This is a genomic window from Bacillus sp. DC4300-2b2 (assembly GCF_049895685.1).
GTDB lineage: Bacteria > Bacillota > Bacilli > Bacillales > Bacillaceae > Bacillus > Bacillus safensis.
The window spans coordinates 1-22,442 of sequence record NZ_JAFCSW010000009.1 but is presented as its reverse complement, the minus strand read 5'-3'; the positions used below and the strand labels follow the sequence as shown (position 1 = coordinate 22,442).

The following is a 22,442-nucleotide window of genomic DNA, read 5'->3' as shown; positions in this document are numbered from 1 at the left end:
TCTTATCACATACAATGCAGTAACATGCAAGTATGAGATATGGGGGATGTATAAATGAATCAATATTATAATCAACCTCAAGGCACGAAGCTGTCATCAGACGCGGAGCACAATGTCACAATGCGAAACAGAAAGCATTTAGATATCACTGGTGTCAAACAAGTGGAAAGCTTTGATAGTGAGGAATTTCTGCTGGAGACGGTCATGGGGATTCTCGCCATCCGCGGAGAAAATCTGCAAATGAAGAACCTAGACGTCGAAAAGGGCGTTGTGTCGATCAAAGGGCGTGTCTTTGATTTAATCTATGTTGATGAACAGCACGGGGAGAAAGCTAAAGGATTTTTTAGCAAGCTGTTTAAATGACGCTGACAGTCCAGTTTTATACGATGCTTTCCATGGCGGCGATGGGCATCTGGCTGGGCGCATCGCTTGATACGTACAAGCTGTTTGTGAACCGGGAAAAAACAACAAAATGGCTTTTGGCTATACACGATCTTCTTTTTTGGATGGTACAGGGTCTCTTGTTCTTTTACGTCCTGCTGCTGACAAATGAGGGAGAATTCAGGCTTTATATTTTTCTAGCCGTTGCTCTAGGTTTCTCGATGTATCAGGCATTGATGAAATATCTGTATCTCAAGATTCTCAAGTTTATCATGATGTGTGTATATCAGACCGTTCTCTTCCTGAAAAGGCTGGTCATGTCGATTGTCTTCCAGCCGATCCGCTGGATGATCACATTGGTCATAAGTGCTATTCTGTTCTTGCTCCACTCGCTCTTACGTCTAGTTCGTTTTACGTTTCGGCTCGTGTGGAAGGTGCTGTCGATTGTTTGTTATCCGCTCATCTGGTTACTCAATGTGACCATTATTCATCGGATTCCCGAAAAATGGCGAACATCAATGAGATTGTTTTTCTCAAAAGGAGCAGGAATTTTACGAGGGGCCAAGAAATTATCTGGTACCATCAAAACGAAATGGAAACAATTCTGGACAAAGTAAGAGAGGAGGCCTTCAACCTTGAACAAGAGAAAAAGAAATATCGCACAAATTCAAAATGATTATCAAAAACAAATGGAACAGCAAGCACAGCGCTTAAAACGCAAACGTCGCGGACTCCTTAGAAGGCTTACCGTGTTTGGTGTGATCGTGCTCATGTTTGCTGTCTTGGTGACAAGTGCCCTCTGGTCGCAATCGTCTTCACTAAAGGAAAAAGAAGAGAAGAAGGTTGCACTCGAAAAAGAGTTGAAGCAATTACAAACAAAGCAGGAAGATATTTCTGATGAAATTAAGAAGCTGAAAAGCAAGGAATACGTACTCGAACTGGCACGACGGGACTATTATATGTCCAAAAAAGGCGAAAAAATCTTTGATGTGGGCAATAAGAGCGATTAGCCTTGTTGACACTTAAAATTCAGTTTATGTATAATTGAACAAATGAGATTTTTTTATAAGTCTAAGGAGGAGCACTTTTTTTATGTCGATTGAAGTTGGCAGCAAGTTACAAGGGAAAGTTACGGGCATTACAAATTTTGGAGCTTTTGTGGAGTTGCCAGGCGGTTCAACTGGTCTCGTTCATATCAGTGAGGTAGCCGATAACTATGTAAAAGATATTAATGAGCATTTAAAAGTCGGTGAACAAGTTGAAGTGAAAGTGATTAACGTTGAAAAAGACGGTAAAATCGGCTTGTCCATTAAAAAAGCAAAAGATCGTCCTCAACAACAATCAAGACCAAGCAGAAATGATTTCCGTCCGAAGGAATCGTTTGAACAAAAAATGAACAAATTCTTAAAAGATAGCGAAGATCGCTTAACATCTTTAAAACGTAACACGGAATCAAAACGTGGGGGGCGCGGAGCAAGAAGAGGTTAACTTGTTGCTGCTTTCTATATATTTTCACAACAAAGCATCTGCTGTTCAGCAGGTGCTTTTTTTCATGATCTATCCTACATTTTTTGAGATTTCGTCATTTAATTTAAAACTTTCTATTGACGGACAAGCGAATCCTTTGTATTATAGTTCTTGTGCTTCTTAGCGCATTATTATTATGGCGGTGTAGCTCAGCTGGCTAGAGCGTACGGTTCATACCCGTGAGGTCGGGGGTTCGATCCCCTCCGCCGCTATCCTTTTAACTAGAACATAAAGCAAGGCCCGTTGGTCAAGCGGTTAAGACACCGCCCTTTCACGGCGGTAACACGGGTTCGAATCCCGTACGGGTCATCTTCGAAACAGCTTTCTATAGGAAAGCTGTTTTTTTGTGCTTTCGTAAAATTCTGATGAAAGACATCGACTTTCATGAAAGTATGCCTCTTTGACGAATAAAGCGTCGAACGTTTTATGGAAACGACAACTTCTTTTGACAAAATTTCTTTTTCACATTCGCTATAATGACAAGCAACGAATATCAGGTGGGGGATGAGAAGATGGAAAAACTAGAAAGAAGAACTGATTTAACAGGAGCGGGGTTTGAAAGAATCAGTGCGGGGTTAAAAAAGATGAAAAACCTGTTTCTTCATCACACGCATTCTCTTTTTTTCTATAAAGGGTTTATTTATGTTGTTCTAGGCTTTTTATTAGGACGAGCCTTTATATTATCTGAAATTATGCCGTTTGCTCTGCCTTTCTTTGGTTCCATGCTGCTTATTAAAAGAGATAAGGCAATGCTTGCTTGTCTCGCTTTACTCGCTGGGGCGATGACGATATCACCTCAAAATGCATTGTTTGTGTTTGCATCGCTGCTCATGTTTCTCCTTGTGTCAAAGGTGGTTTCTTTCATCATCAAAGACCCAGTGAAAACATTACCGGTTGTCATTGTTCTCTCAATGCTGATCACCCGAGGAGCGTTTGTTTACCTAGAGCAAGGTGCTGTGCAAAGCTATGATTACGTCATGGCGGGTGTCGAAGCAGGACTTGCCTTCATTTTGACACTGATTTTTCTTCAAAGCCTGCCGATTTTTACAGTCAGGAAAATGAAACACTCTTTAAAGGTCGAAGAAATTATTTGTTTTATGATTTTAATTGCCTCAGTTTTAACTGGACTTGCTGGGATCTCATTTCAAGGGATGCAGGCAGAGCATATTTTGTCACGTTATGTAGTGCTGACCTTTGCTTTTATTGGCGGAGCCAGTATTGGTTGTACGGTCGGTGTCGTGACAGGATTAATTCTCGGTCTCGCCAACATTGGAAACCTTTATCAGATGAGTCTTCTTGCCTTTTCAGGTTTATTAGGCGGATTGCTGAAAGAAGGAAAGAAAGCAGGGGCAGCCATCGGCTTAATTGTGGGTTCCTTACTCATTTCACTGTATGGGGAAGGGTCAGCAGGTCTCATGACCACATTGTATGAATCACTTATAGCGGTTGCACTCTTTTTACTCACGCCACAATCAGTCACCTCCAAGGTAGCGAAATACATTCCTGGTACGGTAGAGCATGTACAAGAACAGCAGCAATATGCTCGGAAAGTACGAGACGTGACAGCAAAAAAGGTAGACCAATTCTCTAATGTATTTCATGCGCTGTCTGAGAGTTTTGCGACATTTTACGAATCCATTCCTGAAGAGAAGAAGCAGGAAGAGGATGTAGATCTTTTTTTAAGTACGATCACAGAACGATCCTGTCAAACGTGCTATAAGAAAAATAAATGCTGGGTGCAGAACTTTGATACAACCTATGAACTAATGAAACAAGTTATGCATGAATCTGATGAAAAAACATATGAGCATAACCGAAAATTGAAAAAGAAATTTAGTCAGCACTGCTCGAAATCAAAACATGTCGAAGAATTGATTGAAGAGGAAATCGCTTACTATAAAGCCAACCAGACACTGAAGAAAAAAGTCCAAGACAGCAGACGTCTTGTGGCTGAACAGCTGATGGGGGTCTCGCAAGTGATGGAGGATTTTTCCCGGGAAATAAAACGAGAAAGAGAACAGCATTTTATTCAAGAAGAGCAGATGATAGAAGCGCTTCAGCACTTTGGCATTGAAATTCAGCAAGTAGAAATCTATAGCTTGGAGCAGGGGAATGTCGATATTGAAATGAGAATCCCATATTGCCAAGGTCATGGGGAATGTGAAAAAATCATTGCTCCAATGCTTTCCGATATTTTAGAAGAACAGATTTTAGTCAAAGCAGAGCAGTGTGCAGAGCATCCAACAGGCTATTGTCATGTTGTGTTTGGTTCTGCTAAATCATATCGAGTGGCTACAGGTGTGGCGCATGCAGCAAAAGGCGGAGGACTGGTATCAGGAGACAGCTACAGTATGATGGAGCTTGGTGCGGGCAAGTATGCCGCAGCTATTAGTGATGGAATGGGCAACGGAGCACGTGCTCATTTTGAAAGCAATGAAACGATTAAGCTGTTAGAAAAAATATTGGCGTCAGGTATCAATGAAAAAGTGGCGATTAAAACCATTAATAGTATTTTATCTTTACGAACGACGGACGAGATCTATTCAACATTGGATTTATCGATCATTGATTTACAGGATGCGAGCTGTAAGTTCCTTAAGATTGGTTCAACACCCAGCTTTATTAAACGGGGTGATCAGGTGATGAAGGTACAAGCAAGCAACTTGCCTATTGGCATTATTGATGAATTCGAAGTCGAGGTTGTGAGCGAACAGATGAAAGCAGGAGATCTATTGATTATGATGAGTGACGGCATTTTTGAAGGGCCAAAGCATATTGAAAATCATGATCTGTGGGTGAAACGGAAAATGAAAAGCTTTAAAACAGAAGATCCACAAGAAATTGCTGATTTATTAATGGAAGAGGTCATTCGAACAAGAGCAGGCCAAATTGACGACGATATGACGGTTGTTGTCATCAGGCTCGACCACAACACACCAAAATGGGCTTCCATTCCGACAGGTACATTCTATCTTGAGAAACAAGAGATTTCTTAAAATATCGTATAATATGAATTTCTTCTGGCGATGATGGGGATATAAGCATTCAGTTACAATCCCAGGAGGAATGAAGATGCGAAAAGGTCACGTCAACCAAATCTTATTGATTACAGATGGCTGCTCAAATCACGGGGAAGATCCGCTTGCGATTGCCTCATTGGCAAAGGAACAAGGGATTACAGTCAATGTCATTGGCATTATGGAAGAAAACAGACACGATCATGAAGCGATGAAAGAAGTAGAGGGGATTGCTCTCGCAGGCGGAGGCATCCATCAAGTTGTCTACGTCCAGCAATTATCTCAAACAGTACAAATGGTCACGAAAAAAGCGATGACACAAACCTTACAAGGTGTTGTGAATAAAGAATTGCAGCAAATACTCGGCAAAGACACTGAAATTGAAGAGCTTCCACCTGATAAGCGCGGGGAAGTAATGGAGGTTGTTGATGAGCTAGGAGAGACTGTTCACCTTCAAGTACTCGTGCTTGTTGATACAAGTGCAAGTATGAAACCGAAGCTGCCGACTGTCAAAGAAGCACTTATCGACCTTTCCATCAGTTTAAATTCAAGAATTGGAGAAAATCAGTTTGGGATGTGTGTATTTCCCGGGAAAAACTCAGATGCTGAAATTGTGTTGAATTGGACGCCTCGATTCGATTCATTATCATCTATTTTCCCAAAACTGACCACTGGAGGAATCACCCCAACGGGACCAGCACTTCGGGAAGCACTTCAGCATTTCAAATCAGTTCGCTCACGTAAAGGGCTGCTTGAAGCAAAGGAAGAGCATGATGATGAATTCGGTTTCTAACATCCCGTTAGGCACGGTGATTCAAGGGAAATGGCACCACCATCATTACCGTATTGTAAAAGAGCTTGGAAAAGGGGCGAACGGTGTTGTCTATCTGGCCGAATCGCCACATGGGCAAGCGGCCCTTAAAGTGAGTGATGACAGTATGCTCATTGCATCTGAAGTCAATGTATTAAAATCCTTTTCAAAGGCTCCTGTGAAAACCATGGGGCCTTCTTTTTATGATATGGATGATGCGATTTATCCCGGTATGCCTCAAAAACGCTCCTTTTACGTGATGGAATATGTTAGAGGCCCATTACTGCTTGAGTTTGTAAAACAAAAGGGTGATGAATGGATCGTTGTTTTGATGATTCAGCTTTTATCTAGCCTGGCTCATTTACATCAGGAAGGATGGATTTTTGGTGACTTAAAGCCTGATAATCTCATTGTTTCTGGTCCCCCTGCCACGATCCGGTGCATTGATGTGGGAGGAACGACAAAAGCGGGCAGGGCAATTAAGGAGTATACCGAGTTTTTTGATCGAGGCTATTGGGGATTCGGCTCACGAAAAGCTGAACCAACTTATGATTTATTTGCCCTGACCATGGTGATGGTTAACTGTGCGTATAAGAAAGAATTCAAAAAAGGAGCAGAACCAGAAAAGCAGCTTTATCGAGCCATTGAAGGACATCCTTTATTAAAGCGATATGAAAGGGTGTTAAAGGCTGCTTTACAAGGTAAATATCAATCAGCAGCAGACATGAAAAGTGCGATGCTGAAAGAAGGACAGCTGATTGAATCAAGAAAATCGCGCCAAAAGAAGCAACAGCAAAAAAACGCGCCAAAACCCGCTGTTAATCAAAATCAACAAGTGGCTTCACGATCGCGGGCTGCAGCAGCAAAAAGAACGTCAGTACGTAAAAAATCAGGCGGACTTTTTGAAACCATTCTTATCGTGTGCAGTGTACTCGCCCTTTACTGTGCATATGTGGTTTTGTTCCTGTTGTAGAGCTGTAAAAAAGCAGGCTTCTTCTTTGCTTGGAGCTACTGAAAGTGATAGGATATGTATATCTTTAAATTACCTGCTCTTTGTGAGGAGGAAGTTGTGAATAGAATTGAATCTTTTTTGAAAAAACATGATGTTTACCTTGAAAATACGACAGTCATTGTCGGGGTTTCCGGCGGACCGGATTCTATGCTCTTACTGCATGAACTTAACAAGCGTCGCAAAGGTTCCTATCAGCTGATTGCAGCCCATGTAGATCACATGTTCAGAGGAGAAGAGTCCTTTGCTGATTTGGCATTTGTTGAGGCTTACTGTAAAGAGCACGAGATCCCTTTTGAATCGTCCCGCATACAGGTCACCCAATATGCAAAAGAAAACCGCTTAAACAAACAGGCAGCTGCAAGGGAGTGCAGATATGCTTTCTTTCGTCAATTGATGGAGCAATACAACGCTCAATTTATAGCGCTTGCACATCATGGAGACGACCAAGTAGAAACAATGATGATGAGACTTGCGAGAGGAACTGTTGGTATAGGACTCGCGGGTATCCAAGCAAAACGTCCTTTTCAAAATGGATGGCTGATTCGTCCGCTCATTGGATACTCTAAGGACGACGTGCTAAAAGCTTGTGAAAAAGAACATGTTCCCTATGTCATTGATCAAAGCAATCATACAGATGACTACTTGAGAAACCGGGTAAGAAGACACATTCTTCCCGTGTTAAAAGAAGAGGCACCTCATGTACATGAAAGCTTTCAGTTTGTAAGTGACATGCTGACTGAGGATGAGCAATACTTGCAGGCTTTAACAAAGGAACAAATGAACCAAGTGATAACGAGTCAATCGCCTAAGCAAATTGAGATCAAAACGAAGCCTTTGCTTGACCTGCCTTTGCCTTTACAAAGAAGAGGCATTCAACTAATATTAAACTATCTTTATGAAAACACTCAATCAGCGTTTTCAAATCAGCATATTCTAGGGACTTTAGACTGGTTATCTCATACTGATCAACCGTCTGGATCATTAGATTTGCCAAAAGGTTTACAAGCTGTCAAGTCTTATGATCACTGTATGTTTACCTTTGAACGATCGCATGTAGTAGACCAGTCTTATGCTCTTCACTTAAAGGTTGAGCTCGGAGAAGAGCTTTTTCTCCCAAATGGACAGTCTATCGTCGTATCAAATCATGTTCCGAAGGATGCACGGAACGGAAACCATTTTTTCTTGCTTCAAAAGGATCATGTTCGTCTCCCTTTGATCATTCGCTCACGAAAAAATGGTGATCGAATCAAACTTAAAGGGATGAATGGATCAAAAAAGGTGAAGGATATATTTATTGATAAAAAAGTGCCTCTTGCAGAAAGAGACAGCTGGCCGATCGTCACTGACTCGGATCATCAAATCATCTGGATCCCAGGTCTGAAAAAATCTGTTTTTGAAGAAATTGATATGACAAACAGCGATCTCATTGTATTACAATATAGACAGCACGAAAATTTGTAGGGGGCAAGCAAAAGCATGAAACAAGATATTGAAAAGATTTTGATCTCAGAAGAAGAGATCCAGCAAAAAGTGAAGGAGCTGGGTGCAACATTAACCAGCGATTATGATGGTAAATTTCCCCTGGCTATTGGTGTTTTGAAAGGGGCTCTTCCATTCATGGCAGACCTGATCAAACACATTGATACATATTTAGAGCTTGATTTTATGGATGTATCTAGCTACGGAAAGTCTACCGTATCTTCTGGAGAAGTAAAGATCATTAAGGATCTAGATACTTCTGTTGAAGGAAGAGATATTTTGATTATGGAAGATATCATCGACAGTGGGTTAACTTTGAGCTATCTGGTAGAGCTTTTCCGATACCGTAAAGCAAATTCCATTAAAATTGTGACATTGCTTGATAAACCAAGCGGCCGCAAAGCAGACATCAAAGCAGATTATGTTGGATTTGAAGTACCAGATGCATTTGTTGTCGGCTATGGATTGGATTTCGCTGAACGTTACCGAAACCTCCCGTATATTGGAGTGTTAAAACCATCTGTTTACGAAGGCTGATCAGCATACGTATACATGAGGTTATTGGTTGTGTTGGAATGATTTTCTATGATACTATTGAACATAGTTGTGCTTACTGTGGGAGGAGGTAAGGAATGAATCGGGTTTTTCGTAATACGATTTTTTATATACTTATTTTATTACTTGTGATAGGGGTCGTTAGTTGGTTAGGATCCCCAAATCAAAAGCCTGAGAACATGTCTTACAGCAAATTTTCGCAAAATCTAAGTGCGGGAAAAGTGGAGAGTATCTCCATTCAGCCTGTAAGAGGGGTTTATGAAATTCGTGGTCAATTAGATGGCGCGAAGAAAGATCAATACTTCATTACCCATGTTCCAGATGGTCAAGGTGTTGACCAAATTTACAGTGCACTGAAGAATACAGATGTAAAAGTAGAACCAGCACCTGAAACAAATGGATGGCTGCAAGTTCTGACAACCATCATTCCGTTTATCATCATCTTTATCCTGTTCTTCTTCTTATTGAACCAAGCTCAGGGCGGCGGAAGCCGAGTCATGAACTTTGGTAAGAGTAAGGCGAAGCTTTACACAGAAGAGAAGAAACGTGTGAAATTTAAAGATGTTGCTGGTGCAGATGAAGAAAAGCAAGAGCTTGTAGAAGTGGTTGAATTCCTGAAGGACCCACGTAAATTTGCGGAGCTTGGCGCAAGAATCCCTAAAGGGGTTTTGCTAGTAGGACCTCCAGGTACAGGTAAAACATTGCTTGCGAGAGCATCTGCAGGAGAAGCAGGCGTTCCTTTCTTCAGCATCAGTGGTTCTGACTTCGTCGAGATGTTCGTCGGTGTCGGTGCATCACGTGTACGTGATTTATTCGAAAATGCAAAAAAGAATGCACCTTGCTTAATCTTTATTGATGAGATTGATGCAGTGGGTCGTCAGCGTGGAGCCGGTCTTGGCGGTGGTCATGACGAGCGTGAACAAACGCTTAACCAGCTTCTTGTCGAAATGGATGGTTTTAGTGCCAACGAAGGTATTATTATCATTGCTGCGACGAACCGTGCAGATATTCTAGACCCTGCATTGCTGCGTCCGGGACGTTTTGACCGTCAAATTACGGTTGACCGCCCAGATGTTATTGGCCGTGAAGAAGTACTGAAAGTTCATGCGAAAAACAAACCGCTTGACGAGTCAGTCAACTTAAAAGCCATTGCAAGCAGAACACCAGGGTTCTCTGGGGCAGATCTTGAGAACTTACTAAACGAAGCAGCACTTGTTGCTGCCCGTCAAAACAAAAAGAAAATCGATATGCGTGATATCGACGAAGCGACTGACCGTGTCATCGCTGGGCCGGCGAAGAAAAGCCGCGTCATTTCGAAGAAAGAACGTAATATCGTGGCTTACCATGAAGCAGGTCATACCGTCATTGGTCTTATCTTAGACGAAGCGGACATGGTGCATAAAGTAACGATCGTTCCTCGTGGTCAGGCAGGCGGATATGCGGTCATGCTTCCAAGAGAAGACCGTTATTTCCAAACGAAGCCAGAGCTTCTTGATAAGATTGTCGGCTTGCTCGGTGGTCGTGTTGCAGAGGAAATTACGTTTGGTGAAGTAAGTACAGGCGCTCACAACGACTTCCAGCGTGCAACAGGCATTGCAAGAAGAATGGTCACAGAGTTCGGTATGTCTGATAAACTTGGTCCGCTTCAATTCGGTCAATCACAAGGAGGTCAAGTATTCCTTGGCCGTGATTTCAACAATGAGCCGAATTATAGTGAAGCGATCGCTTACGAAATTGACCAAGAAGTTCAGCGCTTCATTAAGGAGAGCTACGAACGTGCGAAACAAATTCTCACTGAGAATAAAGATAAGCTAGAAATCATCGCACAAGCCCTTCTAGAAGTTGAAACATTAGATGCTGAACAAATTAAATCTCTTTACGAAACTGGAAAGCTTCCAGAGCGTGTATACGCAGATGACGAAGAGAAAAACGATGATGTGAAAGTAAACATCAAGAAAAAAGAAGATGAGGAGATCTAATCTCCTTCTATGAAAGCTGCCGGGATCACCGGCAGCTTTTTTATTTCGATTCATGAATGGATCGGTTTCGAATTGTTTACAAATGGAACTCAATTCGTGTATGGTATGATAGAAAGTCGAAAAATGCTCTTTTTGAGAAACTATTCAAAGTGGTGATGAAGTTGTTACTCGTGATAGATGTAGGAAACACAAATACCGTTTTAGGTGTTTATCATAATGGCGATCTAAACTACCATTGGCGAATTGAAACAAGCCGTCATAAAACAGAAGACGAATTTGGTATGTCCATTAGGGCTTTATTCGATTATGTGGGGCTGATGTTTGATCAAATAGAAGGGATTATCATCTCGTCTGTGGTCCCGCCAATGATGTTCGCACTTGAAAGAATGTGCGAAAAGTATTTTCACCTAACACCCCAAATTGTAGGGCCTGGAATGAAGACTGGATTAAACATTATGTGTGACAATCCAAAGGAAGTCGGTGCAGATCGAATTGTCAACGCAGTAGCAGCAATTCACCTCTATGGGGCGCCTCTTATTGTGGTAGACTTTGGAACAGCAACAACCTACTGTTATATCAATGAACAAAAACAATACATGGGTGGAGCGATTGCACCGGGTATTACCATCTCAACTGAGGCTTTATATACAAGAGCGGCGAAGCTGCCGAGAATTGAAATTGTCCGTCCAGATCACATTGTTGGAAAAAACACCATCAGTGCGATGCAATCCGGCATTCTTTATGGATATGTTGGCCAAGTCGAGGGAATAGTGAAACGGATGAAGCAGCAAGCCAAACAAACACCGAAAGTCATTGCAACAGGCGGTTTGTCTACATTGATTGGAAATGAATCAGACTGTATTGATATTGTCGATCCATTCCTGACATTAAAAGGACTGCAGCTCATTTATGAACGTAATCGTGTCGGTGTATTATAGGAGGTTTAAATCAAATGGATTACTTAGTTAAAGCGTTAGCATATGACGGAAAAGTCCGCGCATATGCTGCAAACACAACAGATACAATCAACGAAGCGCAAAGAAGACATCATACGTGGCCGACTGCATCAGCAGCTATCGGCAGAACGATGACAGCAACAGTCATGATGGGTGCTATGCTGAAAGGTGAGAATAAGCTAACTGTCAAAATAGAAGGCGGTGGACCAATCGGCGCCATTATTGCTGATGGAAATGCAAATGGCCAGGTGCGAGGATATGTCTCAAACCCACAAGTTCACTTTGACTTAAATGAACATGGCAAGCTGGATGTTAGACGTGCAGTCGGAACATCTGGAACGTTAAGTGTTGTCAAAGATATCGGGCTGAAGGACCACTTTACAGGACAAACGGAAATTGTCTCAGGTGAAATTGGAGATGACTTCACTTATTATCTTGTTTCTTCTGAGCAAGTGCCTTCTTCTGTAGGCGTAGGCGTCCTTGTCAATCCAGATAATTCGATTCTCGCAGCGGGCGGTTTCATCATTCAATTGCTGCCTGGTACAGAAGATGCTGTCATTGAAAGACTAGAAAAGCGTCTGTCAACCATTGAACCAATCTCTAAACTCATTGAAAAAGGGATGACACCAGAAGAAATATTAGAAGAAGTACTCGGTGAAAAGCCTCAAATTTTAGAAACTGTACCCGTCGAATTTTCTTGTAACTGCTCAAAAGAACGGTTTGCAAATGGCATTATCAGCCTAGGGAAAGCCGAAATTGATGATATGATTGAACAAGACGGACAAGCAGAAGCTCAATGCCATTTTTGTAACGAAACGTATGTATTTACAAAAGAAGAGCTAGAAGAGCTACGTGAAGAATTAACCCGCTAAGCTCTAAGCAGCGGGTTTTCTTTTTAGAATGGAAAGGAGACGAAAGATGAGATTAAAAGCAAGAGTGGTATGGACATTTATCCTCGTGTTGCTCATGATTAATGCCGTTGTCATTGCATATGTATTAACAAAGTCACAAATGTCACAGGCTTCTTCTAACGGGAAGAGCGGTGAAGAAATTGCATCGATTGGAAAAGAGAAGGTAACGCGTCAAGAATGGTTAAAGAAGATGGAAGACCGCTACGGAAAGGCAACACTTGAACAAATGATCAATCAGAAGGTGGTCAATCAGCTTGCCAAGCAAAACAAGCTGGACGTGTCTTCGGAAGAGATCAATCGTGAATTGCTTATGCTCAAAGCAGTATCTAATAATTTCTACGAAGATGGACATACAAGTGAGAAAGAATGGAAAGAACAGATTCGTTATCAAATTTTATTAGAGCAGCTTTTAACAAGAGATGCCGTCGTTTCTGAAAAAGAAGCGAAATCGTTTTATGAAAAAAACAAGGACTTATATCAATATGACGATTCATACCGCATTCGCCATATCGTCGTGAAGACAAAGAGCGAGGCTGAAAATGTATTGAAAGATTTAAAAGGTGGATCTAGCTTTGAAGCCGTGGCAGCTGAACGTTCAATCGACCGTTACACCTCACCATACGGCGGAGATCTTGGATTTGTGACAGAAGAGCAGGAAAGTATCCCAGCCCTATACATACAAGAAGCTCAAAAGCTTCAGCCAGATGAATGGACGAAAGAGCCGATTCAGACCAAAAACGGGTATGCCATTATTCAGTTAAAAGAAAAATTAAATGGCCGCTCTTTCTCCTATGACGAAGTCAAAGATCAGATTAAAAGGCAGATTGCGATGGAAGATCTAGGTGAAAAGGCGAATGTCAAAACCCTGTGGAAAGAAGCAAAAGTCACATGGTTTTACGATGGCGAGCAGGACTAAAAGCATTGACAAAATTTTTTGAAATTGATAATTTAATATTAATACAATAAAATTACTCGGAGATAGAGGTGTTAGTGATGGCTCGTATTGCAAATTCAGTTTTTGAACTAATAGGAAATACACCAGTCGTTAAATTAAACCGTTTAGTAGATGAAGACAGTGCGGATGTCTACTTGAAACTTGAATATATGAACCCGGGAAGCAGTGTCAAAGATCGTATTGCTTTAGCGATGATCGAAGATGCTGAAGCAAAAGGTACACTAAAAGCTGGCGATACGCTTATTGAACCTACAAGTGGAAACACAGGGATCGGCCTTGCGATGGTAGCAGCTGCTAAAGGAATCAATGCGATTTTGGTTATGCCAGACACAATGAGTCAGGAGCGCCGCAACCTTTTACGTGCTTATGGTGCGGAGCTTGTCTTAACACCAGGTGCAGAAGGAATGAAAGGTGCCATCAAAAAAGCAGAAGAATTGGCAGAAGAGCATGGTTACTTCATGCCTCAGCAATTTAGCAACGAAGCCAATGCGGAGATTCACCGTCGTACAACTGGGAAAGAAATTCTTGAACAGTTTGACGGCGAGCTTGATGCATTTATTGCAGGTGTCGGTACGGGCGGTACGATTACAGGTGCTGGTGAAGTCCTAAAAGAAGCCATCCCATCGATCCAGCTTTATGCGGTAGAACCGACAGATTCCCCTGTATTGTCAGGTGGAAAGCCGGGTCCGCATAAAATTCAAGGAATTGGAGCAGGTTTTGTTCCTTCAATCCTGAACACAGAAATATATGACGGCATCATCCAAGTGAAAAACGAAGATGCATTTGAGCTTGCAAGAAAAGCAGCGAAAGCAGAAGGAATCCTTGGCGGTATTTCTTCCGGAGCAGCTATTTACGCAGCACTTCAAACAGCGAAAAAGCTTGGTAAAGGGAAAAAGGTTCTCGCAATCATCCCAAGTAACGGTGAGCGTTACCTCAGTACACCTCTTTATCAATTCGATTAAACCAATCACCCCAGCATTTGCTGGGGTTTTTTCATGAATTCTGAAGATGGAAAGCAAATACTATTTTCTAAATAAATTGGATTGCATTACAATAAGATTAATGAAAATGAAAAAGGATGATAACATGACACAACGCAGGCCGATGGGCATCAAAATTCCTTTTACGAAAGATGCATTCTTAAAAAGATACGAAGAATTAACTGCTCGTGAAACACATCATGTGCTTCTTGAAAGTGCACGCGGCGGTTCATATAGCATTGCTGGTATTCACCCGATCGCTAAAGCGAAGGGGAAAGATGGGATGACGACCATCCATTATCAAGATGAGGTATTGTTCAAAGAAGGTGATCCATTCAGAGCGTTTACGGATTGGTTTCAATCCCTTCAAACCGAAACAAACGACGAATACCCCGACTTCCAAGGTGGAGCGATTGGGTTTTTAAGCTACGATTATGCTAGATACATCGAGCATTTTAAGATGCTGGCAATTGATGATCTTAAAACACCAGACCTTTATTTCCTCGTGTTTAACGATGTTGCAGTTTTTGATCATGAAGAGAATGCACTGTGGCTGATTACTCACACAGAGGAAGCAGAACCAATGAGTGAAGCGAATCAAAGGCTTGAAGAATGGAAGCGAAAGTGGACAAGCTCTTTTGAAGAATCAGCACAATCACCTGTCAATGAATCTTCCACAGAATTTGTACCAGCAGCACCTTTTACTGAAGAAACCTTTGGAGAAGCAGTAGAGAAAATTAAGCAATATATCGCAAACGGTGATGTGTTCCAAGTGAACTTATCTATCAGACAAGATGAACAGCTTCACACTCATCCGTATGATTTATACAAAACGTTACGTCAAGTGAATCCTTCTCCTTATATGTCTTACCTGCATACGCCTGACTTCCAGATTGTTTGTGGATCTCCAGAGCTGCTTATTAAGAAAAAAGGGACTCAGCTAGAAACAAGACCAATTGCTGGAACAAGATCACGAGGCAAAGACGACGCTGAGGATCAAGCGCTGGCAAAAGAACTGATTGAAAATGAAAAAGAACGCGCAGAGCATGTGATGCTCGTTGACCTTGAGCGGAATGACCTTGGACGAGTATCCACTTATGGATCCGTAAAAGTGAACGAATTTATGGCGATTGAGAAATATTCACACGTGATGCATATTGTATCCAATGTACAAGGGGAGCTGCGTGATGAATGTGACGCGGTAGATGTCATGAGAGCTGTATTCCCAGGTGGAACAATTACAGGTGCTCCAAAAGTGAGAACAATGGAAATCATAGAAGAACTTGAGCCAACAAGACGTGGGCTTTATACTGGATCTATAGGCTGGTTTGGATTCAATCAAGATATGCACTTTAATATCGTTATTCGTACGGCGTATTGTACAGAAGGAAAAGCCTTTATGCAGTCAGGTGCGGGAATCGTCATAGATTCTGTCCCAAAACACGAATACAAAGAATCGATTAAAAAAGCCTATGCAGTGAAAAAAGCAATACAGTTGAGCAAAGAAGAGACTATTTTGAGTTAGAGGTGAGCAGAGTATGATTTTAATGATTGATAATTATGATTCATTTACGTACAACCTGGTCCAGTATTTAGGTGAGCTTGGGGAAGAATTGATCGTGAAACGGAATGATCAAGTGACCATTCAGGAAATTGAAGAGCTCAAGCCGGATTTTCTCATGATTTCTCCAGGGCCATGCAGTCCTGATGAAGCGGGAATTAGTATGGAGGCGATCAAGCACTTTGCAGGAAGTATTCCGATCTTCGGTGTGTGTTTAGGTCACCAATCCATCGCACAAGTCTTTGGCGGGGATGTTGTTCGAGCAGAGCGCTTAATGCACGGTAAAACGTCAGAGATTAAACATGACGGAAAAGGTGTCTTCACAGGACTTCAAAATCCGCTCGTTGCAACGAGATATCACTCATTAATTGTCAAAAACGAGACGCTGCCAGAGTGCTTTGACGCAACAGCCAGCACAAAGGAAGGCGAGCTTATGGCGATTCGCCATAAAGAATTGCCGATTGAAAGTGTGCAATTCCATCCTGAATCAATTATGACGTCCTTCGGAAAAGAAATGCTGAAAAATTTCATTGAAACCTATCGTAAAAAGGGGCATGAAGCAAACGCATGATCATTTATCTGAACGGTCAGTATATAGAGGAGAAAGACGCGACTCTTTCTCCTTTTGATCATGGTTTTCTATATGGCATCGGTGTATTCGAAACATTTACCAGCCTGGCAGGACAAGTCTTCCTGTTGGATTGGCATCTTGAAAGGCTCAATCAATCATTACGTGACCTTTGCATCGAATCCACAATAGAGAAACCATTTGTACTCGACATCATTCATACCTTACTGAATAAAAACCAAATAGCCGGCGGCCATGCGAGAATTCGCTTGAATGTTTCTGCGGGCAGAGGCAATGGGTTTTCTGCAGATCCTTATGAAGAGCCTGTCGTTTTTGTCATGATCTCTCCTTTCCGTCCAGAATCTATTTTGGATGAGAAAAAGGGAGTCATTCTTCAAACGAGAAGAAATACACCGGAAGGCCCAAGACGCCTCAAGTCTCATCATTATATGAACAACCTGCTCGCGAAAAGAGAAGTGGGGAATGACCCGTCGTTAGAAGGCATCTTTTTAACAAAAGAAGATGATGTGGCAGAAGGCATTACCTCGAATATATTTTGGCGAAAAGATGATGTGATCTATACACCGTCACTTGATACAGGCATTTTAAATGGGGTCACTCGTCGATACTGTATGGAAACGCTCCGCGCTATGGGGGCTTCGCTAAAGGAAGGGCGATACCCAGTCTCACATTTGCTCTCAGCTGATGAGGCATGGATGACCAATTCTGTTCAGGGAGTTGTACCGTTCAGAGGAATAGGAGAAATCCACTTTCCCAAAAACAGCCGGACAATTTCAACAAAGTTAAGAATGCAATACACTAAAGAACGTCAAGACCATAAAGAGTAGGTGGACACAATGACACAACAATTGATAAAACAGCCTAAAATCATACAGGCCAAGCACCATACCCTTAGTTATGAAGAAAAGACATTAGTCATGGGCATTTTAAATGTCACACCTGACTCTTTTTCAGATGGAGGAAAGTTTAATCAAGTAGATAAAGCGCTGGCTCATGCAGCGCAACTGATAGAAGACGGGGCACATATTATTGATATTGGCGGAGAATCCACTCGTCCGGGAGCGGCACTTGTCTCGGAAGAAGAGGAGCTTTCAAGAGTCATTCCGGTCATTGAGAAGATCACAAAAGAATTAGATGTACCTATCTCTATTGATACGTATAAAGCCCGTGTTGCAGATGAAGCGGTGAAAGCTGGAGCCTCCATCATTAATGATGTATGGGGAGCGAAGGCAGATCCCCAAATGGCACATGTGGCAGCGAAGCACAATGTCCCAATCATATTAATGCACAATCGGCCAGAACGAAACTACACACATCTGATTTCAGATATGATCGCCGATTTGAAAGAAAGTGTCCAAATTGCCCAGCAAGCAGGTGTCCGCGATGACATGATCATATTAGATCCAGGTGTAGGATTTGCAAAAAATAAAGAGGACAACCTGAAGGTCATGAATGAACTCGAACATTTTTGTCACCTTGGGTATCCACTGCTGTTAGCTACATCTCGAAAACGATTCATTGGTGCTGTCTTAGACCTGCCGCCTGAAGAACGTACTGAAGGAACAGGTGCGACGGTTTGCCTTGGAATTCAAAAGGGCAGTGCGATGGTCCGTGTACATGATGTAAAAGAAATAGCAAGAATGGCAAAAATGATGGATGCCATGCTGAATAAGGGAGGCGCTTATCATCGATAAAGTATATGTAAACGGAATGGAATTTTACGGGTACCACGGTGTATTTGCAGAAGAAAATAAATTAGGGCAGCGATTCCGCGTGGACTTAACAGCTTCACTTGATTTAAGTAAAGCCGGACAAACTGATGACCTCAATGAGACCATCAACTATGCAGAGCTTTACCAAATTTGCAAAAGCATCGTAGAAGGTGAGCCAGTCAATCTCGTTGAAACACTGACAGAAAGAATTGCAAACCAAGTGTTAAAGGACTTTCCGACAGTCCAGGAATGTACAGTGAAGGTGATCAAGCCAGATCCGCCAATTCCAGGTCACTATCAGTCCGTTGCAATTGAAATGACGAGATCACGCACATGAATAACACGGCATACATCGCACTAGGCTCAAACATAGGTAAAAAAGAAACCTATTTAAAAGAAGCCGTCAAAAAACTGCATGAACATCCAGAGGTTCAAGTGGAATTAATCTCATCGATATATGAAACAACACCTGTAGGCTATGAAAACCAAGATGACTTTTTAAATATGGCCGTGAAAATTGTCACTTCACTTCGTCCGGAGGAACTACTGTCTCTTACTCAGAAAATTGAGCAAGAGTTAGGCAGAACAAGAGAAGTGAGATGGGGGCCGCGAACGGCTGACCTTGACATTTTACTTTATAATCGTGAAAATATTGAAACAGAACAACTTGTAGTGCCGCATCCTAGAATGTACGAACGTTTATTCGTTCTTGTTCCGATGAGTGAGATTTGCCCAGAAATCGGCGAAGTACAAATAAATGCCGTAACAGACCAAGAAGGTGTAAGCATATGGAAAAAGACATGTGGGGTAGAAGAATTCGTGCATACCGAAAGCTAAAAGGGTATACTCAGGAAGGGTTCGCGAAAAGACTGGGCATCTCTGTCTCTGTCTTAGGAGAAATTGAGCGAGGCAATCGATTACCAACAAACCAATTGGTTGGTCAAATAGCAGATGCTTTAAATATAACGGTGGAAGAACTTTCGCCAATTCTTGAAGAAGAAAGGAGGGGGAAAAATGTTTAAAATCGGAGATATCGAGATTAAAAACAAAGTAGTGCTCGCACCAATGGCTGGTGTGTGCAACTCTGCCTTCAGACTGACGGTGAAAGAGTTTGGAGCGGGCTTAGTCTGCGCTGAAATGGTCAGTGACAAAGCGATCCTGATCAACAATGCAAGAACAATGGGTATGCTATACATTGATGAACGGGAAAAGCCTTTGAGCCTTCAGATATTTGGAGGGGAGAAAGACACACTCGTCGAAGCGGCAAAGTTTGTAGACAAGAATACCACAGCGGATATTATTGATATCAACATGGGCTGTCCTGTGCCGAAGATTACGAAATGTGATGCAGGAGCGAAATGGCTGCTTGATCCAAACAAAATTTATGAAATGGTCTCTGCTGTCGTAGAAGCTGTAGACAAACCAGTTACAGTGAAAATGAGAATGGGCTGGGACGAAGACCATATCTTTGCTATTGATAATGCCCGTGCTGTTGAACGAGCAGGTGGACAAGCGGTTGCGCTTCACGGACGGACACGCGTGCAAATGTACGAAGGAACAGCGAATTGGGATATTATTAAAGAGGTTAAACAATCTGTATCCATTCCTGTCATTGGCAATGGCGATGTCAAAACCCCTCAAGATGCAAAACGTATGCTTGATGAAACAGGTGTGGACGCTGTCATGATCGGAAGAGCCGCACTAGGAAACCCGTGGATGATTTATCGAACGGTTCATTATTTAGAAACGGGTGAACTGAAAGAAGAGCCAAACGTGCGTGAGAAAATGTCAGTGTGCAAGCTTCACTTAGACAGACTCATTGAACTAAAAGGCGAGCATGTGGCTGTCAGAGAAATGAGAAAGCACGCGGCATGGTACTTAAAAGGTGTTCGAGGCAATGCGGACGTGAGAAATCAAATCAATCAAAGTGAAACGAGAGCGGAGCTTGTACAAGTTCTTGATGACTTTACGATCGAAGCCGAGGCAAAAGAGCTTCAAAGTATAAAAGTAGGATAAGACTATCTTTCTTTTTGTAGCTCACTGCTAGTGCATGTACTGGCAGTTTTTCTGCTTTTCTCTGCAAAATACATTATTGGAGTGATATAAATGAGTAATGAAGGGCTTAATAACGAAGAATTAAATGACCAATTCCAGGTCAGACGTGACAAAATGAACAAAATGAGAGAAGAGGGTATCGATCCATTCGGTGAACGATATGACCGTTCTCATCAATCTGCGCAAATTATCGCTGAATATGACGAGTTTTCTAAAGAAGACTTAGAAGGAAAAGTGGCTCAAGTAACAATCGCTGGACGTATGATGACAAAGCGCGGAAAAGGAAAAGCTGGCTTTGCACATATTCAAGACCTAGAAGGACAAATTCAAATCTATGTTCGTAAAGATAGTGTAGGGGAAGAAGCTTACGAATTATTCAAAAGCTCAGACCTAGGCGATATCATCGGTGTAACAGGAACTGTTTTTAAAACAAATGTAGGAGAACTTTCTATTAAAGCGACCAGCTTTGAGGTTCTTACGAAAGCACTTCGCCCGCTTCCTGATAAATATCATGGATTAAAAGATGTTGAACAACGCTATCGTCAGCGCTACCTTGACCTCATTGTAAATCCAGAAAGTAAGCAGACGTTCATCATGCGAAGCAAAATCATTCAATCCATGAGAAGATACTTAGATTCTAAAGGATACTTAGAAGTTGAAACACCAACAATGCACAGCATCCCTGGTGGTGCATCAGCGCGCCCATTCATTACTCATCACAATGCACTTGATATGCCGCTTTATATGCGTATTGCGATCGAGCTGCACTTAAAACGCCTAATTGTCGGTGGTCTAGAGAAAGTATACGAGATTGGCCGTGTATTCCGTAATGAAGGTGTATCGACTCGTCACAACCCAGAATTCACTATGATCGAGCTGTATGAAGCATACGCAGACTACAAAGACATCATGAATCTGACTGAAAACCTAATTGCTCATATTGCCCAAGAGGTGCTAGGAACAACAACCATTCAATATGGAGAAGATGAAATTGATCTCAAACCTGAATGGAAGAGACTTCATATGGTTGAAGCGGTCAAAGAAGCAACAGGTGTAGACTTCTGGCAGGAGATGTCTGTAGAAGAAGCAAAACAGCATGCTGCTGATCATGGTGTTGAAATCACGAAAAATATGACAGTAGGTCATATTATCAATGAGTTCTTCGAGCAAAAAGTAGAAGAAACATTGGTTCAGCCTACATTCATTTACGGACATCCAGTGGAGATTTCTCCATTAGCTAAGAAAAATCCTGAAGACCCTCGCTTTACTGATCGCTTTGAGCTGTTTATCGTACGCCGCGAGCATGCAAATGCATTCACAGAGCTAAACGATCCAATCGATCAAAGAGAACGCTTTGAAGCTCAATTAAAAGAACGTGAAGAAGGAAACGACGAAGCACATCTAATGGATGACGATTTTGTTGAAGCGTTAGAATACGGTATGCCTCCAACAGGTGGTCTAGGAATCGGAATCGACCGATTAATCATGCTTTTAACAAATTCACCATCAATCAGAGATGTACTGCTTTTCCCACAAATGAGAAACCGCTAATACATCAACCAAAGCGCCATTTTATCTATGGCGCTTTTTATTTTTCATAAAATGAAACTTTTTTTAAAAAAACTATTGCAAGGAAAGAATCCAGATGGTATATTATTATTCGTTGCCGCAAAACAGCAACGAGGTTAAAAAAAGAAATTGAAAAAAGTTCTTGACTTTAACTGATGAAAAATGGTAAGATATTAAAGTCGCTTACGAGCGATAACGAAAATGATCTTTGAAAACTAAACAAGACAAAACGTACCTGTTAATTCGAGTTTTTATAAAAAAATCCTATGATACATCATAGGTAGTCAGTCAAACGCTGACGAAAAACAAAACTTCGGTTTTGTACTTTTTCGGAGAGTTTGATCCTGGCTCAGGACGAACGCTGGCGGCGTGCCTAATACATGCAAGTCGAGC

General features: G+C 41.9%; 22 protein-coding genes, 2 tRNA genes, 1 rRNA gene and 1 pseudogene. All 26 read left to right on the top strand.

Translation table 11 applies throughout. The features are described from left to right. Positions 1–54 precede the first annotated feature (54 nt). Positions 55–363, top strand: a complete 309-nt coding sequence (gene yabP / locus ACP69X_RS18505; RefSeq protein ID WP_024425646.1) for a sporulation protein YabP — start codon at positions 55–57, stop codon at positions 361–363. After that, positions 360–998 (top strand): spore cortex biosynthesis protein YabQ, encoded by a 639-nt coding sequence (gene yabQ / locus ACP69X_RS18500; protein ID WP_041085305.1) that lies wholly within the window; start codon positions 360–362, stop codon positions 996–998. Before yabP ends, yabQ begins: the two co-directional genes overlap by 4 nt. An 18-nt stretch (positions 999–1,016) precedes the next feature. After that, positions 1,017–1,391: an FtsB family cell division protein gene (locus ACP69X_RS18495; RefSeq protein WP_003217952.1), complete on the top strand. Its 375-nt coding sequence runs from the start codon at positions 1,017–1,019 to the stop codon at positions 1,389–1,391. An 82-nt stretch (positions 1,392–1,473) separates the two neighbouring features. Continuing rightward, positions 1,474–1,869 carry a S1 domain-containing RNA-binding protein gene (locus ACP69X_RS18490; protein ID WP_008357409.1) on the top strand — a complete coding sequence of 132 codons (396 nt, stop codon included), beginning with the start codon at positions 1,474–1,476 and terminating at the stop codon, positions 1,867–1,869. A gap of 177 nt (positions 1,870–2,046) precedes the next feature. After that, a tRNA-Met gene (locus tag ACP69X_RS18485) sits at positions 2,047–2,120 on the top strand. Between the two features lie 25 nt (positions 2,121–2,145). Continuing rightward, positions 2,146–2,217, top strand: a tRNA-Glu gene (locus ACP69X_RS18480). Between the two features lie 203 nt (positions 2,218–2,420). Next, positions 2,421–4,904, top strand: coding sequence for a stage II sporulation protein E (gene spoIIE / locus ACP69X_RS18475; RefSeq protein ID WP_041085302.1), 2,484 nt, complete (start codon positions 2,421–2,423; stop codon positions 4,902–4,904). Between the two features lie 76 nt (positions 4,905–4,980). Further along, positions 4,981–5,718, top strand: a complete 738-nt coding sequence (locus tag ACP69X_RS18470; protein ID WP_034325063.1) for a vWA domain-containing protein — start codon at positions 4,981–4,983, stop codon at positions 5,716–5,718. After that, positions 5,702–6,709, top strand: coding sequence for a protein kinase domain-containing protein (locus tag ACP69X_RS18465; RefSeq protein WP_041085345.1), 1,008 nt, complete (start codon positions 5,702–5,704; stop codon positions 6,707–6,709). The genes ACP69X_RS18470 and ACP69X_RS18465 overlap by 17 nt, the downstream gene beginning before the upstream one ends. A 96-nt stretch (positions 6,710–6,805) precedes the next feature. Continuing rightward, a pseudogene (gene tilS, locus ACP69X_RS18460) lies at positions 6,806–8,228 on the top strand (tRNA lysidine(34) synthetase TilS). After that, the gene (gene hpt, locus ACP69X_RS18455) at positions 8,225–8,764 is read left to right on the top strand and encodes a hypoxanthine phosphoribosyltransferase (RefSeq protein ID WP_008357399.1); all 540 of its coding nucleotides are present in this window, start codon (positions 8,225–8,227) and stop codon (positions 8,762–8,764) included. The pseudogene tilS and the gene hpt overlap by 4 nt, the downstream one beginning before the upstream one ends. A gap of 95 nt (positions 8,765–8,859) precedes the next feature. After that, positions 8,860–10,761 (top strand): ATP-dependent zinc metalloprotease FtsH, encoded by a 1,902-nt coding sequence (ftsH, locus tag ACP69X_RS18450; protein ID WP_034284252.1) that lies wholly within the window; start codon positions 8,860–8,862, stop codon positions 10,759–10,761. A gap of 161 nt (positions 10,762–10,922) precedes the next feature. Next, on the top strand, positions 10,923–11,699 hold the full coding sequence (locus ACP69X_RS18445; protein ID WP_039175940.1) for a type III pantothenate kinase: 777 nt from the start codon (positions 10,923–10,925) through the stop codon (positions 11,697–11,699). A 14-nt stretch (positions 11,700–11,713) separates the two neighbouring features. Then, the gene (hslO, locus tag ACP69X_RS18440) at positions 11,714–12,589 is read left to right on the top strand and encodes an Hsp33 family molecular chaperone HslO (RefSeq protein WP_041085295.1); all 876 of its coding nucleotides are present in this window, start codon (positions 11,714–11,716) and stop codon (positions 12,587–12,589) included. A gap of 46 nt (positions 12,590–12,635) precedes the next feature. Then, entirely contained in the window at positions 12,636–13,544 is a 909-nt protein-coding gene (locus ACP69X_RS18435) for a peptidyl-prolyl cis-trans isomerase (protein ID WP_075612256.1), read from the top strand. A gap of 77 nt (positions 13,545–13,621) precedes the next feature. Beyond that, complete coding sequence (cysK, locus tag ACP69X_RS18430; RefSeq protein WP_426052957.1) at positions 13,622–14,545, top strand: cysteine synthase A; 924 nt, start codon at positions 13,622–13,624, stop codon at positions 14,543–14,545. 124 nt (positions 14,546–14,669) lie between these two features. Then, the gene (locus ACP69X_RS18425; RefSeq protein ID WP_426052956.1) at positions 14,670–16,088 is read left to right on the top strand and encodes an anthranilate synthase component I family protein; all 1,419 of its coding nucleotides are present in this window, start codon (positions 14,670–14,672) and stop codon (positions 16,086–16,088) included. A gap of 13 nt (positions 16,089–16,101) precedes the next feature. Continuing rightward, positions 16,102–16,695: an aminodeoxychorismate/anthranilate synthase component II gene (gene pabA, locus ACP69X_RS18420; RefSeq protein WP_426052955.1), complete on the top strand. Its 594-nt coding sequence runs from the start codon at positions 16,102–16,104 to the stop codon at positions 16,693–16,695. Continuing rightward, entirely contained in the window at positions 16,692–17,540 is an 849-nt protein-coding gene (gene pabC / locus ACP69X_RS18415; RefSeq protein WP_073980045.1) for an aminodeoxychorismate lyase, read from the top strand. The genes pabA and pabC overlap by 4 nt, the downstream gene beginning before the upstream one ends. 9 nt (positions 17,541–17,549) lie before the next feature. Further along, the gene (folP, locus tag ACP69X_RS18410; protein WP_024425658.1) at positions 17,550–18,407 is read left to right on the top strand and encodes a dihydropteroate synthase; all 858 of its coding nucleotides are present in this window, start codon (positions 17,550–17,552) and stop codon (positions 18,405–18,407) included. Next, entirely contained in the window at positions 18,400–18,762 is a 363-nt protein-coding gene (gene folB, locus ACP69X_RS18405) for a dihydroneopterin aldolase (RefSeq protein WP_024425659.1), read from the top strand. The genes folP and folB overlap by 8 nt, the downstream gene beginning before the upstream one ends. Then, positions 18,759–19,262, top strand: coding sequence for a 2-amino-4-hydroxy-6-hydroxymethyldihydropteridine diphosphokinase (gene folK, locus ACP69X_RS18400; protein WP_107164244.1), 504 nt, complete (start codon positions 18,759–18,761; stop codon positions 19,260–19,262). Before folB ends, folK begins: the two co-directional genes overlap by 4 nt. Beyond that, positions 19,214–19,447 carry a helix-turn-helix domain-containing protein gene (locus ACP69X_RS18395; protein WP_024425661.1) on the top strand — a complete coding sequence of 78 codons (234 nt, stop codon included), beginning with the start codon at positions 19,214–19,216 and terminating at the stop codon, positions 19,445–19,447. The genes folK and ACP69X_RS18395 overlap by 49 nt, the downstream gene beginning before the upstream one ends. Then, a complete protein-coding gene (dusB, locus tag ACP69X_RS18390) occupies positions 19,440–20,441 on the top strand; it encodes a tRNA dihydrouridine synthase DusB (protein ID WP_041085283.1) in 1,002 nt (333 codons plus the stop codon). Before ACP69X_RS18395 ends, dusB begins: the two co-directional genes overlap by 8 nt. Before the next feature lie 90 nt (positions 20,442–20,531). After that, positions 20,532–22,031: a lysine--tRNA ligase gene (gene lysS / locus ACP69X_RS18385; RefSeq protein ID WP_426052954.1), complete on the top strand. Its 1,500-nt coding sequence runs from the start codon at positions 20,532–20,534 to the stop codon at positions 22,029–22,031. Between the two features lie 344 nt (positions 22,032–22,375). Then, positions 22,376–22,442 (top strand): 16S ribosomal RNA (locus ACP69X_RS18380); the annotation flags it as partial.

What these genes read in the sequence shown, in the direction of transcription:
- yabP (WP_024425646.1), top strand. Translation starts at nt 55, where the DNA reads ATGAATCAATATTATAATCAACCTCAAGGCACGAAGCTGTCATCAGAC.
- yabQ (WP_041085305.1), top strand. Translation starts at nt 360, where the DNA reads ATGACGCTGACAGTCCAGTTTTATACGATGCTTTCCATGGCGGCGATG.
- ACP69X_RS18490 (WP_008357409.1), top strand. Translation starts at nt 1,474, where the DNA reads ATGTCGATTGAAGTTGGCAGCAAGTTACAAGGGAAAGTTACGGGCATT.
- spoIIE (WP_041085302.1), top strand. Translation starts at nt 2,421, where the DNA reads ATGGAAAAACTAGAAAGAAGAACTGATTTAACAGGAGCGGGGTTTGAA.
- ACP69X_RS18470 (WP_034325063.1), top strand. Translation starts at nt 4,981, where the DNA reads ATGCGAAAAGGTCACGTCAACCAAATCTTATTGATTACAGATGGCTGC.
- ACP69X_RS18465 (WP_041085345.1), top strand. Translation starts at nt 5,702, where the DNA reads ATGAATTCGGTTTCTAACATCCCGTTAGGCACGGTGATTCAAGGGAAA.
- hpt (WP_008357399.1), top strand. Translation starts at nt 8,225, where the DNA reads ATGAAACAAGATATTGAAAAGATTTTGATCTCAGAAGAAGAGATCCAG.
- ftsH (WP_034284252.1), top strand. Translation starts at nt 8,860, where the DNA reads ATGAATCGGGTTTTTCGTAATACGATTTTTTATATACTTATTTTATTA.
- hslO (WP_041085295.1), top strand. Translation starts at nt 11,714, where the DNA reads ATGGATTACTTAGTTAAAGCGTTAGCATATGACGGAAAAGTCCGCGCA.
- ACP69X_RS18435 (WP_075612256.1), top strand. Translation starts at nt 12,636, where the DNA reads ATGAGATTAAAAGCAAGAGTGGTATGGACATTTATCCTCGTGTTGCTC.
- cysK (WP_426052957.1), top strand. Translation starts at nt 13,622, where the DNA reads ATGGCTCGTATTGCAAATTCAGTTTTTGAACTAATAGGAAATACACCA.
- ACP69X_RS18425 (WP_426052956.1), top strand. Translation starts at nt 14,670, where the DNA reads ATGACACAACGCAGGCCGATGGGCATCAAAATTCCTTTTACGAAAGAT.
- pabA (WP_426052955.1), top strand. Translation starts at nt 16,102, where the DNA reads ATGATTTTAATGATTGATAATTATGATTCATTTACGTACAACCTGGTC.
- pabC (WP_073980045.1), top strand. Translation starts at nt 16,692, where the DNA reads ATGATCATTTATCTGAACGGTCAGTATATAGAGGAGAAAGACGCGACT.
- folP (WP_024425658.1), top strand. Translation starts at nt 17,550, where the DNA reads ATGACACAACAATTGATAAAACAGCCTAAAATCATACAGGCCAAGCAC.
- folK (WP_107164244.1), top strand. Translation starts at nt 18,759, where the DNA reads ATGAATAACACGGCATACATCGCACTAGGCTCAAACATAGGTAAAAAA.
- ACP69X_RS18395 (WP_024425661.1), top strand. Translation starts at nt 19,214, where the DNA reads ATGGAAAAAGACATGTGGGGTAGAAGAATTCGTGCATACCGAAAGCTA.
- dusB (WP_041085283.1), top strand. Translation starts at nt 19,440, where the DNA reads ATGTTTAAAATCGGAGATATCGAGATTAAAAACAAAGTAGTGCTCGCA.
- lysS (WP_426052954.1), top strand. Translation starts at nt 20,532, where the DNA reads ATGAGTAATGAAGGGCTTAATAACGAAGAATTAAATGACCAATTCCAG.